The organism is Nesterenkonia massiliensis (assembly GCF_000455245.1).
Lineage (GTDB): Bacteria > Actinomycetota > Actinomycetes > Actinomycetales > Micrococcaceae > Nesterenkonia > Nesterenkonia rhizosphaerae.
This window is the reverse complement of the sequence record NZ_HG005168.1, coordinates 26,071-41,624: the sequence shown is the minus strand read 5'-3', so window position 1 is coordinate 41,624 and position 15,554 is coordinate 26,071. Positions and strand designations below refer to the sequence as shown.

13 protein-coding genes and 1 tRNA gene are annotated in these 15,554 nt (G+C 63.8%); 7 read left to right on the top strand and 7 right to left on the bottom strand.

The genetic code is table 11. The features are described 5' to 3' along the window. Positions 1 to 30: 30 nt before the first annotated feature. A complete protein-coding gene (locus tag TX78_RS07350; RefSeq protein ID WP_222704264.1) occupies positions 31 to 1,446 on the bottom strand; it encodes an MFS transporter in 1,416 nt (471 codons plus the stop codon). 211 nt (positions 1,447 to 1,657) lie between these two features. Between TX78_RS07350 and TX78_RS07345 the strand changes: the two genes are divergently transcribed. Together TX78_RS07345 and TX78_RS07340 are read left to right on the top strand one after the other, a co-directional pair. Next, complete coding sequence (locus TX78_RS07345; RefSeq protein ID WP_233722200.1) at positions 1,658 to 2,620, top strand: inositol monophosphatase family protein; 963 nt, start codon at positions 1,658 to 1,660, stop codon at positions 2,618 to 2,620. Between the two features lie 101 nt (positions 2,621 to 2,721). Continuing rightward, positions 2,722 to 3,822, top strand: coding sequence for a VIT1/CCC1 transporter family protein (locus TX78_RS07340; RefSeq protein WP_044495361.1), 1,101 nt, complete (start codon positions 2,722 to 2,724; stop codon positions 3,820 to 3,822). A gap of 275 nt (positions 3,823 to 4,097) precedes the next feature. On the opposite strand, the gene sucD is transcribed toward TX78_RS07340, so the two are convergent. The 3 genes from sucD to pcrA form a co-directional block, all read right to left on the bottom strand. Next, positions 4,098 to 5,012, bottom strand: a complete 915-nt coding sequence (sucD, locus tag TX78_RS07335) for a succinate--CoA ligase subunit alpha (RefSeq protein ID WP_044495064.1) — start codon at positions 5,010 to 5,012, stop codon at positions 4,098 to 4,100. A 16-nt stretch (positions 5,013 to 5,028) separates the two neighbouring features. Further along, positions 5,029 to 6,192, bottom strand: coding sequence for an ADP-forming succinate--CoA ligase subunit beta (sucC, locus tag TX78_RS07330; RefSeq protein ID WP_044495063.1), 1,164 nt, complete (start codon positions 6,190 to 6,192; stop codon positions 5,029 to 5,031). Between the two features lie 64 nt (positions 6,193 to 6,256). After that, positions 6,257 to 8,719, bottom strand: coding sequence for a DNA helicase PcrA (pcrA, locus tag TX78_RS07325; protein ID WP_044495062.1), 2,463 nt, complete (start codon positions 8,717 to 8,719; stop codon positions 6,257 to 6,259). 141 nt (positions 8,720 to 8,860) lie between these two features. Here pcrA and TX78_RS07320 point away from each other — a divergent pair, with 141 nt between their 5' ends. Both TX78_RS07320 and TX78_RS07315 read left to right on the top strand, forming a co-directional pair. Next, positions 8,861 to 9,601, top strand: coding sequence for a hypothetical protein (locus TX78_RS07320; RefSeq protein ID WP_049897619.1), 741 nt, complete (start codon positions 8,861 to 8,863; stop codon positions 9,599 to 9,601). Positions 9,602 to 9,648: 47 nt separating this feature from the next. Beyond that, positions 9,649 to 9,724: transfer RNA gene (locus TX78_RS07315), tRNA-Arg, on the top strand. 218 nt (positions 9,725 to 9,942) lie between these two features. Here TX78_RS07315 and TX78_RS07310 read toward each other — a convergent pair. After that, positions 9,943 to 10,800: a membrane protein gene (locus tag TX78_RS07310; RefSeq protein ID WP_044495061.1), complete on the bottom strand. Its 858-nt coding sequence runs from the start codon at positions 10,798 to 10,800 to the stop codon at positions 9,943 to 9,945. A 179-nt stretch (positions 10,801 to 10,979) separates the two neighbouring features. On the opposite strand from TX78_RS07310, the gene TX78_RS12640 reads away from it, so the two are divergent. Both TX78_RS12640 and TX78_RS07300 read left to right on the top strand, forming a co-directional pair. Continuing rightward, positions 10,980 to 12,212, top strand: coding sequence for a sensor histidine kinase (locus TX78_RS12640; protein ID WP_081652648.1), 1,233 nt, complete (start codon positions 10,980 to 10,982; stop codon positions 12,210 to 12,212). A 64-nt stretch (positions 12,213 to 12,276) separates the two neighbouring features. Next, complete coding sequence (locus TX78_RS07300; protein WP_049897617.1) at positions 12,277 to 12,948, top strand: response regulator transcription factor; 672 nt, start codon at positions 12,277 to 12,279, stop codon at positions 12,946 to 12,948. A 63-nt stretch (positions 12,949 to 13,011) separates the two neighbouring features. Here the strand turns inward: TX78_RS07300 and TX78_RS07295 are convergent, their stop codons facing one another. Both TX78_RS07295 and TX78_RS07290 read right to left on the bottom strand, forming a co-directional pair. Then, positions 13,012 to 13,662, bottom strand: coding sequence for a M23 family metallopeptidase (locus TX78_RS07295; RefSeq protein WP_044495060.1), 651 nt, complete (start codon positions 13,660 to 13,662; stop codon positions 13,012 to 13,014). Between the two features lie 33 nt (positions 13,663 to 13,695). Next, positions 13,696 to 14,148 carry a pyridoxamine 5'-phosphate oxidase family protein gene (locus tag TX78_RS07290; RefSeq protein ID WP_044495058.1) on the bottom strand — a complete coding sequence of 151 codons (453 nt, stop codon included), beginning with the start codon at positions 14,146 to 14,148 and terminating at the stop codon, positions 13,696 to 13,698. A gap of 192 nt (positions 14,149 to 14,340) precedes the next feature. Between TX78_RS07290 and TX78_RS07285 the strand changes: the two genes are divergently transcribed. Next, the gene (locus TX78_RS07285) at positions 14,341 to 15,444 is read left to right on the top strand and encodes an alkene reductase (protein WP_044495056.1); all 1,104 of its coding nucleotides are present in this window, start codon (positions 14,341 to 14,343) and stop codon (positions 15,442 to 15,444) included. Positions 15,445 to 15,554 lie beyond the last annotated feature (110 nt).

Below are 15,554 nucleotides of genomic sequence, written 5' to 3'. Positions count from 1 at the left end.
TGTCCCGGAAGTGTCCAGCGGATCCAGGGCTCAGATGGTGGTGCGCAGTGGGACTTCTTTGATCAGCAGATTGAGCACGACGGCGGGCAGGGTCAGGCAGGCTGCCACTAGGAACATGGTGCCACTAGCGTCGGCATAGGTGGCCGAGGGAGCCGTTCCGTTGACCTCCGCCACCGAGACACCCACCACCTGCATTGCCATCACCGACCCCAGAATGGCGGTTCCCGCTGCCCCGCCGAAGACCCGGAAGAAGGCGATCAGCGCACTAGCCTGACCCACCCGGGTGACTTGCACAGTGTTCTGCACCGCCAGCATGAGGTTCTGCATCTGCGCCCCAAAGCCCAGCCCCACAACCACCAGCACAGTCAGGACAAACCAGAACGGCGTGCCGGAGTCCACTGTGGCCAGGCCGAACATGCCACAGGTGAGGATGAACGAACCGGCCACAATATAGGGCTTCCAGCGCCCATACCGGGTGATCAGCCTGCCGGTAGTCATGGTGCCGATCAGGTTGCCCAGCACCAGCGGCAGGATCATCATGCCGGATTCAGTAGGGCTTAGGCCTCGGCCAATCTGGAAGTACTGACCCAGGAATGCGGGCATCCCGAAGAGGCATACAGCAATGGAGGCCGAGGACAGCGCCGCGAGCAAGGTGGTGCGGGAGACCAGCATGCGCAGTTGAATGATGGGGTTGGATACTCGGCGCTCGATCATGACGAAGAACACCAGGAGCACCATGGCCAGGGCCAGCAGCACCGCTGATTCCCAGGAGATCCAGTCAAAGAACTCAGGTGTACCGGCGAAGGAGAGCCAGATCAGCAGTGCACCTGAGGTCAGCACCAGCACCAGGGCGCCTAAGTAATCAATGCGGCCGCGGACTTCCAAGACGGGCACGCGCAGGGTGAAGCCCACCAGCACCAGCGCCATCAGGGAGAGCGGCACCCCGACAAAGAAGCACCAGCGCCATCCCAGGGTGTCTACTGTGATACCGCCCACCAGCGGGCCAAGCGCAGTAGCTGTGGCCAGGCAGGCTCCGAAGTATCCGGCGTAGCGGCCGCGTTCGCGCGGGGAGACGATGCTGGCCAGGATGGCCATGGCCAGTGCCGTCAGTCCGCCCAGCCCAATGCCCTGGACGAACCGGGCGCCGATGAGGGTCTCCATATTCGGGGCGAAACCAGCGGTGAGCGAGGTGAGGAAGAAGATGACATTGGCCACTTGGAAGAGCGTCTTCTTGCTCATCATGTCCGCCAGCTTGCCCCAGACCGGGGTGGATGAGGCGTTGGCCAGCAAGGTCGCGGTGACCACCCAGGAGTACTGGATCTGCGTGCCGTGAAGTTCTGACACGATCACAGGCAACGCAGTGACCACCACGTTCATGGAGATCATCGCGGCGAAGAAGACTCCTAGGATGCCGGTGATCGCCCAGCCGAGGTCTCGGCGGGTCATACCGTCAGGCAGCACTGATGGGGTCCTATCCGACCGCGATTTTAGTTGCATATGCGAACTATGCTAGGCCCGCCCTTGCTCTTTGGCAATGCTGGAAGTCACCGGTTGCGGGCCCGTCGTCGTCACCTCAGCACTAGTCTTTAGGAGCAGGCGGCGAGCAGTTCTGTCACGCGCCGATTACTCAACAGTTCCAGCACTAGGCTGGATGACTGTGAGCGAATCAAACACCTCGACCGCCCAGCCCGTTGCCCCCTCCCCCAGCTCCGACGACGCGGCTAGCGCCGCAGAATTGCCCAGTGCTGCAGAACTACCCAGTGCTCAGCAGCTGCGCGGCATCGCCAAAGAGGCAGCATGGGCCGTAGGGCCTGCGCTGAGACTGGCATTCCGGGCGCAGATGGATATTGATATCAAGACCAGCGCCCATGACCTGGTCACCATCTATGACAAGCAGACCGAACAGCAGCTGGTGCAGCTGTTGAGCCAGGCGATACCGGATTCCCGCTTCACCGGCGAGGAAGGTGGCGCACAGGGTTCCGGCCGAGTGGAGTGGATCATCGACCCCATCGATGGGACCAGCAATTTCGCCCACGGTTTCGCCATGTTCAGCGTCTCCATTGCCGCAGCCGTAGATGACCAGGTGATCGCCGGTGTGGTGTATGACCCGGTCAATGAGCTGACCTTCTCCGCCGACGACGACGCCGCCTATCTGCAGACCAGGGAACAGCCCGAGCAGGCGCTTAAGCCGACCCCGAAGCTGGCCGCCGACGGCGATCCTCGCCGTGAGAACCAGCTGAACCTGGTGACCAGCTTCCCGGGCGCGGAGATGCTGGCCCGCCGCGGGACCGAGGCGTTGGAAGGATTCGCGGAATTGGTGACCACCTATTCCAGCGTTCGCCGGGTGATCTCCGGTGCCCTGGAGCTCTGCCATGCCGCTGCCGGGTGGGCCGATGTTGCCGCCGGAGGCAAGACCAACCCCTGGGATGTGGCGGCCGGTCAGCTGGTGCTGCGCCGGGCCGGCGGACGATACCTGCCCTTCGGCGCTCGCGAGGGCCGCAGCTGGGAGGGCGCAGAATCCCCGGATGCCCACTTGGCCCCTGGCTATGTGGGCCTGGCCCCCGGTGTTGAGGCGCCGACGGCGGCACGAGTCTTCGCGGACTTCGCCTACCGCGGCTGAACCTGAGCGGGGGCGCCTCGTTTAGGTCTGCCAAAGGCTTAGGGGTGCTGAAGAATCGTCACACCCGACGCCAGCGGCAGTCATGCCGCAAGAATGGAGCAGTGACCGAAGAATCCTCCGGGCCTGCTGCGCCCTCGCCCACACAGGTCCGTCGCTGGCGCAAGTATCTGGCCGATGAGATCGCTGAAGCCAAGCTCTATGAGGACCTGGCACGTCGCAAAGACGGCGAGGAGCGCCAGATCCTACTGGGCTTAGCTGCGGCAGAGCAGCGCCATCAGCAGCACTGGCGTGACCTGCTGGGCCCTCATGCCGAGCGCCTTCCTGCCCCGTCCCTGCACCGTGTGCTGCTGGGACAGCTGGCGCGCATCTTCGGTTCGGTGTTCATTCTGGCGCTGGCTCAGCGCGCAGAGGGAGACTCTCCATACAGCCGGGATGAGGATGCCACCCGCGGGATGGCCGCTGATGAGGAGATCCATGAGGAGGTCATCCGCGCCCTGGCCGCCCGCGGTCGGGAGAAGCTCTCCGGCGGATTCCGCGCAGCGGTCTTTGGTGCCAATGACGGCCTGGTCTCCAATTTCGCGCTGATCATGGGCATGGGTGGCACCGGCGTTTCTGCCACAGTAGTGCTTCTCTCTGGGGTGGCCGGATTGCTGGCCGGTGCACTGTCTATGGCGGCTGGTGAGTTCATCTCAGTGCGCAGCCAGCGAGAGCTGCTGGATGCCACACGACCGACTCAGGCCACCCTGCGTGCCGCTCCGGATTTGGACCTAGACCATAACGAGCTGGTGCTGGTCTACCGGGCCAGGGGGCTCAGCCCCGAGGATGCCGAGCATCGCGCTCTTGAACGCCTGGGCATCTTCGAGTGCAACTGCCGGCCAGAGATGTCACATAACCCCGAGGAAGTCGCCGACGAATATGAGGCCGTGGGCTCAGCCTGGACGGCTGCCGGCTCCAGTTTCTGCTTCTTCGCGGTAGGTGCGATCATCCCGGTGCTGCCCTACCTCTTAGGTGCCGAAGGGCTTACCGCGGTGGTGATCTCCACGGTACTGGTGGGACTGGCACTGATGGCCACTGGCGCCGTCGTCGGCCTGCTCTCGGGTGCCTCCCCGCTCAAGCGCGGCCTTCGCCAGCTGGCCATTGGCGTGGGCGCGGCAGCCATCACCTACGCCCTGGGCTCCGCCCTGGGCGTCACCGTGACCTAATTTTCGCCACCGGTGCATAGCGCGCAGCCTTCCGCTGACCGCGCACCCAAGGCTCACCGAACGTAGGGCTACTACGCCCAGGACAGCTGCACCCGGAGCTGCAGTGGTCAATGTGCTGCCACTGCGCGGCTCTCAAGCGCAGCAAATCGACCACTCCGGCGGCCAGGCTCCAGCGAGCAAGACCACAGCAACGGAGCTCCACAAGCATCGCCCACGAGTAAGGCCCGCCTCCCTATGCAGGAGACGGGCCTTACTCAGTTAGATCTTCAGGCGGTTCAGCCCTGGAAAACCTCGCGCAGCAGTGCGGCGGTCTCAGATGGGGTCTTGCCCACCTTTACGCCGGCTGCCTCGAGGGCTTCCTTCTTGGCCTCAGCGGTGCCGGAGGACCCGGAGACGATGGCGCCTGCGTGGCCCATGGTCTTGCCCTCAGGAGCGGTGAAACCTGCCACGTAGCCGACAACCGGCTTGGTGACGTTGTTCTTGATGTACTCGGCTGCGCGCTCCTCAGCGTCGCCGCCGATCTCGCCGATCATCACAATGGCCTTGGTCTCGGGGTCAGCCTCGAAAGCCTCAAGCGCATCGATGTGGGTGGTGCCGATGACCGGGTCGCCACCGATACCGATGGAGGTGGAGAACCCGATGTCACGCAGTTCATACATCATCTGGTAGGTCAGGGTGCCGGACTTGGAGACCAGGCCGATGGGACCCTTATTGGTGATGTTGGCCGGGGTGATGCCTGCCAGCGCCTCACCAGGGGTGATGATGCCGGGGCAGTTGGGGCCGATGATCCGAGTGACGGGCTTGCCGTCGGGGCCGGTCTTGGTCAGCGAGAGGTTGTAGAACTCAGCGGAGTCCTGCACCGGGATGCCCTCGGTGATGACCACCAGCAGGCCGATGCCGGCCTCGATAGCCTCAACGGCTGCGTCCTTGGCGAACTTCGGGGGGACGAAGGCCACGGAGACATCCGCGCCGGTCTTCTCCATGGCTTCGGTGACGGAACCGAAGACCGGGAGCTCGATGTCGTTGCCGTCCTTGTCCTTGTGAGCCACAGTGGTGCCGGCCTTGCGGGCGTTGACGCCACCCACAATGTTGGTGCCAGCCTTCAGCATCAGTGCGGTGTGCTTGGTGCCCTCGCCGCCGGTGATGCCCTGGACGATGACCTTGGAGTCCTTGTTCAGGTAGATCGACATGTCTGTTCTCTAATCCTTACTTGTTGGCCAGCTCGGCAGCCTTATCGGCACCGGCGTCCATGGTGTCGGCGGTGGTGACCAGCGGGTGGTTGGCCTCTGCCAGGATGCGGCGGCCTTCCTCCACATTGTTGCCGTCGAGGCGGACCACGAGCGGCTTAGTTGCAGCGTCGCCCAGGATCTCCAGGGCCTTCACGATGCCGTTGGCCACGGCGTCGCAGGAGGTGATGCCGCCGAAGACGTTGACGAACACGGACTTGACCTGGTCATCGCCGAGGATGACGTCCAGGCCGCTGGCCATGACCTCAGCGGAGGCGCCGCCTCCGATGTCCAGGAAGTTGGCCGGCTTCACGCCACCGTGGGCCTCACCGGCGTAGGCGACGACGTCCAGGGTGGACATGACCAGGCCCGCGCCGTTACCGATGATGCCGACCTGACCGTCGAGCTTGACGTAGTTGAGGCCGTTGGCCTTGGCTTTGGCCTCCAGCGGGTCCTCAGCGGACTGGTCCACCAGCTCGGCGTGGCCGGGCTGACGGAAGCCAGCGTTCTCGTCCACGGTGACCTTGCCGTCGAGAGCGATGATCTTGCCCTCGCCGGTCTTCACCAGCGGGTTGACCTCCACCAGGGTGGCGTCCTCTTCCTTGAAGACGGTCCACAGCTGCTGGAAGACATCAGCCACAGCCGGGGCCTCCTCAGCGGAGAAGCCTGCCTGCTCAGCAATCTGAGCAGCAGCAGCGGCGTCGATACCGGTGTTGGGATCGAAGTTGTAGCGCACGAGCTTCTCGGGTGCTTCCACCGCGAGCTGCTCGATCTCCACGCCGCCCTCCTTGGAGGCCATGGCGAGATAGTTGCGGTTGGCGCGGTCCAGCAGGATGGAGAAGTAGTACTCCTCTGCAATATCGGCGCCCTGGGCGATCATCACGCGGTGCACGGTGTGACCCTTGATGTCCATGCCGAGGATGGCCTGGGCGTGCTCGTAGGCCTCGTCGGGGGTCTTGGCGAGCTTCACACCGCCAGCCTTACCGCGTCCGCCCACCTTCACCTGAGCCTTAACGACGACGACGCCGCCGATCTGCTCAGCTGCCGCTTTGGCTTCTTCCGGGGTCTGCGCCACGATGCCGGCGAGCACGGGAACTCCGTGCGCCTCAAACAGATCGCGCGCCTGGTACTCATACAGGTCCACGGGTGGTGTCCTTCTGCGTCGAAGTCATCTTTAACTTACGAGTGCTGGGGGCACAGTGGTGCCCTTACCCAACCTTCTCAACTGGAGCATATCGCAGGAGCAGGCGCTTCTCAGTTCCGCTGAAACTGACCTTCGCCACAGTTTTATCCCCGGTGCCTTCCAGTGCAATGACCTCTCCGACCCCGAATGAGGCGTGACGTACCTGGTCACCGGGGTTCAGCGCGGGTATCTCGCGACCAGGGTTGACCTGGGTTCGCTGCTGGCTGCGCGGCGGCGGGGTAAAGGACACATCTGACATCAGAGATGGCTCTGAGTTCCATCCGCTTCCGGTGCCGGTGCTGCGCGAGGACCCGAATCCGCGGTCTGGATACCGGGGGCCGCGGCTGAATGTGCTGGCAGAATCCGGGGTCTGTTCCAGCAGCTGCTCCGGAATCTCCTCCAGGAACTGGCTGGGCGGGTTGTACTGCTGCTGACCCCAGAGGCTCCGGGATTCAGCGCGGGTGAGGAACAGCTGCTTCTCCGCGCGGGTAAGTCCCACATAGGCCAGCCGGCGCTCTTCGGCCAGCTGCTCGGTGTCCCCCATCGAACGGGAGTGCGGGAAGACCCCGTGCTCCATTCCTGTGAGGAAGACCACAGGAAATTCCAGTCCTTTAGCTGTGTGCAGCGTCATCAAAGTGACCTGCCCCTGCTCGGCTGCGATGCGCTGGGATTCGGCGTCCCCGGCGGAGGGGATGGCATCAGCATCAGCAATGAGCGAGACCTGCTCCAAGAACTCCGCCAGGCTGGGGGCTTCGGTGCCGGACTCGTATTCCTTCATCACCGCCACAAGCTCACCGAGGTTATCTGCTCGGGACTCATCCTGCAGGTCTTTGGATTCACGCAGTGCCTGCATCATGCCTGATTGCTCCAGCACCGCTTCCAGCACCACTGAGGGTTTCTGATCGGCGGCCAGTGCGGCGACGTCGTCCATCATCCGCACAAAGGACTCAATAGCTTTTACCGAACGGGTGGCGATGGCCGGTGCCTCATCGGCTCGGCGCAGCGCCTCAAAGAAGGTGGTGCGTTCCCGGGCGGCCAGTGCTGCCACTGCACCCTCGGCGCGCTCACCAATGCCGCGTTTGGGTTCGTTGAGGATGCGGCGCAGGTTGACGTCGTCGTCGGGGTTATTGATGACGTGCAGGTAGCCCAGGGCGTCCTTGATTTCCTTGCGGTCGTAGAACCTGGTGCCGCCGATAACGCGGTAGGGGATGCCGCGGGTGATCAGCCGCTCTTCCAAGGAACGGGACTGGGCGTTAGTGCGGTAGAAGACGGCCACGTCAGCAGGACGGATGCCTTGTTCATCACCGAGCCGGTCGATGGTGCGCGCGATCCATTCGGCTTCATCGTGCTCGCTGGCGGCCACGTGCAGCGTGACCGGCGCGCCCTCTCCGGATTCGGTCCACAGCTTCTTCTCCGTGCGTGAGGGGTTCTTGGAGATCACCGCGTTGGCAGCGTCGAGGATGTTCTGGGTGGAACGGTAGTTCTGCTCCAGTTTGATCGTGGTGGCCTCAGGGTAGTCGCGCTCAAACTCCACAATGTTGCGGATATCTGCGCCGCGGAAGGCGTAGATGGACTGATCCGAGTCACCCACTACGGTCAGTTCCGCCGGTGGGGTCTGCACCTCATCGTTGGGGGCGGTGAGTTGGCGGACCAGCCGGTACTGGGCGTGGTTGGTGTCCTGGTACTCATCCACCAGCACGTGGCGGAAGCGGCGTCGGTAGTTGTCCAGGATCGCGGGGAAGGCATCGAACATGTAGACGGTCTCTGCCAGCAGATCGTCAAAGTCATAGGCGTTGGCTGCGCGCAGCCGCTGGGTGTACTCCCGGAATACGGTCGCCACGGCCTCACTGAAGGGCTCATTGGGCGCCTTGGCCTGGAACTCTTCGGCGTCCACGAGCTCGTTCTTCAGTGCGGAGATCTTGTTCTTGATGGATCGCGGGTTGAAGCGCTTGGGGTCCAGATCATGAGCCTTGGCAATGCTGGTGATCAGCCGAAGAGAATCCGCTGCGTCGTAGATGGTGAAGGTGGTCTTGCGACCCAGATTGCCCGCCTCGGCGCGCAGGATGCGCACGCAGGAGGAGTGGAAAGTGGAGATCCACATGCGCTGGGCGGCAGGACCTACCAGATCTGCGATGCGGTCCTTCATTTCCCGGGCGGCCTTATTGGTGAAGGTGATCGCGAGAATCTCATGCGGGCGGGCCGCGCCGGTTGTGAGCAAGTGAGCGATGCGTCGGGTCAGCACCCGAGTCTTCCCCGAGCCCGCCCCAGCCACAATCAGCAGCGGGGTGCCGTGATGGAGGACAGCCTGCTGCTGCTGTGGGTTCAGCCCCTCGGTGGCATCCAGCAGCGGACGCGCCGGTGCGCTCTGCAGGACCGCAGCGCCGTCGTCGTCCCATCCGGTTGACGAAGACGTGCCGGCGCTGCGCTGTGCGGTTTTATGCGGCGTGGTGCCACCTCGTTCAGAGGGAGGGGTGAACAGAAAATCCATGGTGCATCCAGTCTACGGGCCGCCCCTGACAGTGCTGCGGTGCCCAGCACGCCATCGGTGCCCGCTAATGCCTCAGGGCGCACAAGCTGCAGTCGGGTGGTGAGGCCGACGACGGCGGGCGCGGTCTGGGAAGATGGGGCTATGTCCCAGCGCAGAAAAAGCACCCGCGGCAATCCCTCCGGCCAGAAATCGCCCTCGGGGATGAATCCGCAGCCTGATCAGCGCGCGGCCCGAGGCCTGAAGGCCTTTCGCGAGGCTGAACGCAAGGGTCAGAGCGCGGCTCAGACCCCGCAGCGCCGGCCGCAGGATATGAAGGACGGCTTCCTCACCGAAGCCAACCACCGTGCCGCTGAAGGCGAATATTCCTCGCCGCGGATTCTTGTGTACGCGCTGCTGGTGATTGCCGCGTTCATGTTCAGCTACCTGCATCTCTACGCGATGCCTCAGCTGCGTCACTTTGCCGGGGGGCTGTCCATGCCTGATGCCCGCCTGACCGGCTATGACGTGGAGGATCTGCAGCAGCTGCGCAGCGTCATGGAGGACAGCGCGGCCGGGCAGCTGAGCTTCCTGCACATCACCGCCGGAGTCATCTTCCCGGTGGCTTTCTTCTTGGCGACCTGGGCGGTCATGGGTCTGCTGCTGGGTCCAGGGCGAGTGCGCTGGGTAGCTGTGGCGGCAGCTGCGGTCTTCGCCGTAGTGGATATTACGGAGAACATTCTGATCGACCAGGCTTTGGCGCAGAATGAACCTTCAGAGGGCTTGGTGGCCACCGCATCACTGCTGACCCAGATCAGCTGGGCCATGCTGATCTTCCTGGGGGCGGCAGTAGTGCTGGTGGTGTTGGCCGATGCGGCGCGGATGCGGCGCGAGAAGTCCCGATAGGCGGGCCTAACCGTTACCATGGAACCCGCGACGGCGACGTCGCCCCCGCCTCCGTAGCTCAGGGGATAGAGCAACCCTCTCCTAAAGGGTAGGTCGTTGGTTCGAATCCAATCGGGGGCACCAAGATTCTGAGCTGAAATCCCATCCAATGTGGCGCCAGAACGCCATTTCCGGGCCTTCAGCGCAACAACGGATGGGATCACCGGAGTTGAGTCTCGGCGGATCCCATCCGTTGTTGCAGCCGGAGCACCAATCCGCCGCGCCTGCTCCCGCCAGTGGGCCGGTCCCTGCGAGACCAGACTCCCGCTGCACGCGGCTCGGCACAGGGTGTGCGCTGAGTGTTAGTTGACCGCGACGAACACGGCGTCACCGAACAACGAGGGCGAGACCTTCAGCGTGCCCTCCTCGACTGACTCAGCCGGCACATGGAGCCCGATATTGCCGCTGGTGGACGCGCCCTCATAGAGAGTGCCCAGAGAGTCGAAGCTGTCCGGGACCACCGCGAAGACGTCTGCAGAGGTGAAGGTGTTCCCCGCCGGGGAGACGTACTCAACTCCGACCCACGGGGTCTCCCCCTCGGCGTCATCGCCGATGTACTGAGCAGTCAGGTTGACCAGGATGTAGGCATGGCCCTCTTCCGGAGCGTCGTTATACGGGTTCTCCTCCAGAACCGCAGCGGTAGCGTCCAAGTCCACACTGTTCACGGTAACCACCCACTCGGAGGTGGAGATTTCAGCGCCTAATGGGTACGGGTTCGCACGGGTTCCCTGCTCACCGTCACCCTCCTCAACAGCCGAGTCCTCGCCAGCAGTGTCCTCATCTGAGGTTACGGCCGCCGGAACCGTCTCCTCGGCTGCTGGCTCTTCATCATTCTGCCCGACGGACACGTTGGTTTCATCGCTGAACGCATCGTCGAACGCGTTACCCACCACTGTAAGGAAGACGACGACGCCGATGATGGTGCCCACCACCGAGAGAATCAGCGCAGCGATGCCAGCGCCACGCTTCTTTCCCCTCAGGAACAGCGACACCAAAGCCAGAATGAAGGCGATCGGCAGCAGCACCCATCCCAGGATCAGCGCACCCGGCACGCAGGCGAAGATCGTCCCCAGTATCGCGGTGATCAGGGCGATGATCCCAAGGACGTTCTTGCCCGGCGCGGCCTCGACTGCCGCGGGTTCGGTATAGGTGGAGGTCATTGATCTACCTGCTTTCTTCATGAGGTCTGCGAGTAATGGCACGGTGTGCTGCTACCACTTTGGCCACCCCAAAACGTTGCCGGCACCACGGATCGGACAGAGCGCGATGCCCGATCGGGTAGACCTCAGTGCCTGATCGGCCGTGCCCGCAGGTCAGCGCCCCTCAGTAGACTGGCGCCATGTTCCCCCATTCGTGGCCTCGGGCCGTGCGCCTGTTGCTTTCCGGACTGATTGTGGTGGCCATGATCACCGTCGGGCTGTTTGTGCTGGCGGTGGGAACCATGAGTGATCCTGAGTTCATCGACCCGGCCACTGGAGAAATCACAGATTTCGGTGCCGCCAGGGCGGCACTCGGGATGCTGGTCCTGCTGGTGCTGCCTTTCTACCGGCGTGCGCCCCTGGTGACGATGATCGCCGGTGCTGTCGCCGCCCTGGTGCTGCAGCTGGATCCGTTCGTACTGGCGGTGGGACTGACGGTGTGGATCGTGCGAGCACGGCAACGATGGCAGTGGGCGGTAGCGGCCGCTGGGTTGGCTGTCATCCTGATCAACGCTGGTCTGCATGCCCGCGCCCTGACGGCCTGGCCGGATGAGGACTATCAACGCACCGGCTACGTGCTGCTAGCCATGCTGACAGTGCTGTGCTTGGGCCTAGTACTGGGGATTTCCTTCGGCGTGCGCCAGCGGCGTTCCGCCCTGGCCGCTAAAGCTCAGACCCGCGACGCGACCCACAGCAACGAACAGCTCAGTGCCCAACTCACGCGGCAAAAGGAACGGCAGGACCTTGCCCGCGAGGTGCACGACACCCTGGCTTCGGACCTTTCCGGGCTCTCACTACACGTCGGTGGACTGGAGAAGGCCGCTCAGAGCGCAGGTGACCCGAGCCTCAGCCAGGAGCTGCGCACCACCCGCCGCTATGCCGACCAAGCTTTGACCAACCTTCGCACACTGCTGACCTCCTTGCGGGAGAGCGGCAACGACGGCGCCCCAGCACCGTCCCCACAGGGGCTCCGCGATCTCCAGACCCTGTTTGCCGAGGCTGCGGCCAGCGGCGTGAAGGTCCGACCATTCGTGCTTGTAGACGGTCTATCCACCGCCCCGCATGCCCTGCAGCACGCCATCCGCCGCATTACCCAGGAGGCGCTGACTAACGTGCTGCGGCATAGCAGCGATCAGACCGCTGAGGTCAGCATCACCGGTGCCCCGGGCCAGGGGATCGAGCTGCGAGTCACTAACCAGGTCCCCGATGAGCCCCGCTTCACCTCAGGCTCCGGCACCGGACTCATCGGGGTGACCGAACGCGCCCGGGCGCTAGGCGGCAGCGCAGAAACCCATCAAAAACTCGGGCAATTCACCCTCACCGTGCAACTGCCCTGGCCCGCACCGGAGGTCGCATCTGATCCGGTGCGCTAGTCTCGGCGGTGCCCGCGTGGGCACCGAGAGCACGCATCAGGATGGAGCCGGTTAAGCTTGATCTGTGCAGCTCTCCATAGTGATGGTCGACGATGACCCCCTGGTCCTGAGCTCCCTGCAGAACATCCTCGCCAATGAGCCGGACATCACGGTGGTCGGCACTGCCCAGACCGGTCCAGAAGCCGTTGCTCTCGTACGCAACGTGAGCCCCGACGTCGTGCTCATGGACCTTCACTTAGGGGGCGCCGGTGACGGGGTGGAAGCGATCGGCAGCCTCCGCGCCCTCTTGTCCCCGCCGGCGATTCTCGCGGTGACGAGCTTCGACTCCGACTTCTACCTGCGCGGGGCCCTTGATGCTGGTGCCACGGGCTTTCTTCTGAAGAACGACGCGGTGGATCTGCTCGCCACCGCAATCCGCATGACCCACGACGGCGACCCGATGATCTCCCCTGCCATGACCTCCCAGCTGATTGCCAGCTACATTGCGCCTGCCACCGATCCGGTGTGCGACGAGGCTCGCCGTCGCGTAAGGGACCTGAGCGACCGCGAGATTCAGGTTGCCCGACTCATCGGCGCGGGCCGGACTTACGAAGAGATCGCTGGCGAGCTGTTCGTCTCCCCCAGCACGGTAAAGAGCACCATTCGACGCGCAATGGACAAGGTCGCTGCCGATTCTGGTGCGCAGCTGGCGGTCCTCGTCGCCCAGGCCCGCCTGGACCTGCTGGGACATGCGTGACACTTCAGAAGCAACGCCGTAACTACTAGGTGGCCAGCGGCGCCCACCCATGGCGGTCATTGCTCAGACGGCCCGCGCCTGCTCATCGATCTCCACGATCTGACCGTTGCGGGGCAACGACCCCTTGAACCTCATCTGCACAGCGGAGGCACGTTCGATATCAGGGGTGTTGATCGCTTGAATATGCAGATGCGGCTCTGTGCTGTTGCCTGAGTTTCCGCAGCGACCGAGCAGCTCACCAGCCCGGACCCTTTGCCCTGCACTGGGTTTCACCGATCCCTGCTGGAGGTGGCAGAGGACAATGAACGCCCCCCCCCCGCTCTCCAGCACCACATAATTGCCGGCCAGGGCCGTCCAACCTGCGGCCGCTCGGCGCGACTGGGTCAAGGCGTACCGAAGTGAAGGCAGGCCCCGGTAGGCAGCATGGTCGGGTTCACTGTCATGAACGGCGACAACGGCCCCGTCGGCAGGAGCGAGGACCGGGCGACCGAAGCCTGGGAACTTCTCCGGCGGTTCCGGACGCAGAAGTGTCGCGAAGGTCACCGGGGCTGTGCGGTGGGTATCACCAACCGGTACGAAGTCGATCGCGTAGGAGGTGGCGAATACCGTTTTCCGGTGGCTGGGCACTCGGTTGGCGGGACTGTTCTGGACCAGCCAGCGCCCTGTAAATGGGTACTGCAGATCGACGACGCCCCCGTACCCCGCGGCTTTCATGTCCGTCTCCGCCTCGAAGCAGCCAAGCCCGCTTCACCCGGCCTCGGAGCCCTCACCGAGTTCGCGCTCAGGGTGCGGGCCGAAGCGGAAATGCCGGCCGCTGAGTTCGGTGGGAGTGATGCGGACATAGTGATCCTTATAGGTAGGCACCCAGGAGACCAGTCCCAGTGATTCAGCAGAGGCAAGCTCCGCTGATGTCTCCAAGCGGTGAGCTTCGCCTCGCACGATGACCGACCACGCCTGGTCAGAGAGAATCCCATCAGCCTCGAGCAACACCTGTTCGGCAACTGCCACTTCAGCCAGCTTAGTTCCAGGGGCCGTTCTGAACACCAGGGTTCGGTCCTGTACTGCGAAGTTGATGGGGAAGATATCCGCCCTGCCGTTGACCACCGTCACCAGCCGCCCATGCTGGGTACCCTCGAGCAGGCTCCAGATCTGCTCCTCATCCAGCACCAGAATCGGCTCATCCTCATGATGTTCGAACATCTCGGATCGTTCCTCTCGTCACGGTGATCGACGTCCCCCGGATACGGCTAGTCTACGGAGCCTGCGCAGGGTTTTCGAGGACGGGATGTGGACGATGGCGCTCGCGCTGCGCTGATCGGCAGGAATGCGCGAAGCCTGCCCGGGGTTGGCCACCGGTGGACTAGTTGGCGAATATGCGCGAAAGGACGATTGATGCCCCACCCCACCTCCGAGAGGTTCTTCAGTCCGGTCAGCTTGGGATCCATCGAGCTTCGCAATCGATTGGTGATGGCCCCACTGACCCGTATTCGAGCTGATGAGCAAGGTGTGCCCACTGATCTGATGGTGGAGCATTATGCGCAGCGGGCTGGTGTAGGGCTCATCGTGACCGAGGGTACCTGGCCGGTGGGAGAAGGCCGCACCTGGATCGGCCAGCCCGGCATTGAAACCGCCGAGCATATCGCCGGTTGGCGCCGGGTCACCGAGGCGGTTCATGCGCGCGGCGGGAGGATCGTCATGCAGATCATGCACGGCGGCCGGATCGGGCACGAGGCCATCTCCTCCACTGGCCGAGTAGTAGCACCCAGCGCGATTGCCGCTCCCGGCCAGATCCGCACGCCCGAGGGCAAGCAGCCGCTTCCGGTGCCGCATCCGCTGAGCACCGAGGAGGTCAGCGAGGTGATCAACCAGTTTGTCCAGGCCGCGCAGAACGCAATAGCCGCAGGAATGGACGGGGTGCAGATTCACGGGGCCAACGGCTATCTCATTCAGCAGTTCACTGCTCCGGCTAGCAACACCCGCACTGACCGCTATGGCGGATCCGCAGAGAACCGTGCCCGACTAGCCGTGGAGGTCGCTGCGGCGGTCGCCGAAGCCATCGGTTCAGAACGCACCGGGATCCGGCTCTCCCCGCAGCACAACGTCCAAGGTGCCCTGGAAGAGGATCACGACGACGCCCTGGCCACCTACCAGGCGTTGGCCGAAGGATTGGCACCGCTTGGCTTGGCCCATGTGGATGTCCTTCATCCAGAGCCGTCCGCCGCCTTAGTGCAGACAATCCGGCAGGCCTCAGGCGCACCCCTTATCGCTAATACCGGTTTCGCCTCGCCTACCAGCCGGGAAGAAGCCTTCAGCATGGTTGAGCAGAACCTGGCCGAGGCTGTCGGGGTAGGGCGAGCAGTCATCGCCAACCCTGACCTCGTGCGCCGCTGGCAGCAGGGACTACCGGAGAATGCGCCGGATCCGGCGACGTTCTACGTCGGCGGCGAGCGCGGGTACACCGACTACCCCACCTACGAGACCGAAGAAGATCGCTAAGCGGCAGGAATGTGTCGACCATCAGCCCAGGCCATGCAGAACCCAGAAAGACCGCCCGGTGCGGTTTCCGGGGAGGGTTGAGGTCCGAGGGCGCGTGGCAGGCCTAGGCT

Excerpts from the sequence above, each read along its gene's own strand:
- TX78_RS07350 (WP_222704264.1), bottom strand. The coding sequence starts at position 1,446 with ATGACCCGCCGAGACCTCGGCTGGGCGATCACCGGCATCCTAGGAGTC.
- sucD (WP_044495064.1), bottom strand. The coding sequence starts at position 5,012 with ATGTCGATCTACCTGAACAAGGACTCCAAGGTCATCGTCCAGGGCATC.
- pcrA (WP_044495062.1), bottom strand. The coding sequence starts at position 8,719 with ATGGATTTTCTGTTCACCCCTCCCTCTGAACGAGGTGGCACCACGCCG.
- TX78_RS07320 (WP_049897619.1), top strand. The coding sequence starts at position 8,861 with ATGTCCCAGCGCAGAAAAAGCACCCGCGGCAATCCCTCCGGCCAGAAA.
- TX78_RS07310 (WP_044495061.1), bottom strand. The coding sequence starts at position 10,800 with ATGACCTCCACCTATACCGAACCCGCGGCAGTCGAGGCCGCGCCGGGC.
- TX78_RS12640 (WP_081652648.1), top strand. The coding sequence starts at position 10,980 with ATGTTCCCCCATTCGTGGCCTCGGGCCGTGCGCCTGTTGCTTTCCGGA.
- TX78_RS07295 (WP_044495060.1), bottom strand. The coding sequence starts at position 13,662 with ATGAAAGCCGCGGGGTACGGGGGCGTCGTCGATCTGCAGTACCCATTT.
- TX78_RS07290 (WP_044495058.1), bottom strand. The coding sequence starts at position 14,148 with ATGTTCGAACATCATGAGGATGAGCCGATTCTGGTGCTGGATGAGGAG.
- TX78_RS07285 (WP_044495056.1), top strand. The coding sequence starts at position 14,341 with ATGCCCCACCCCACCTCCGAGAGGTTCTTCAGTCCGGTCAGCTTGGGA.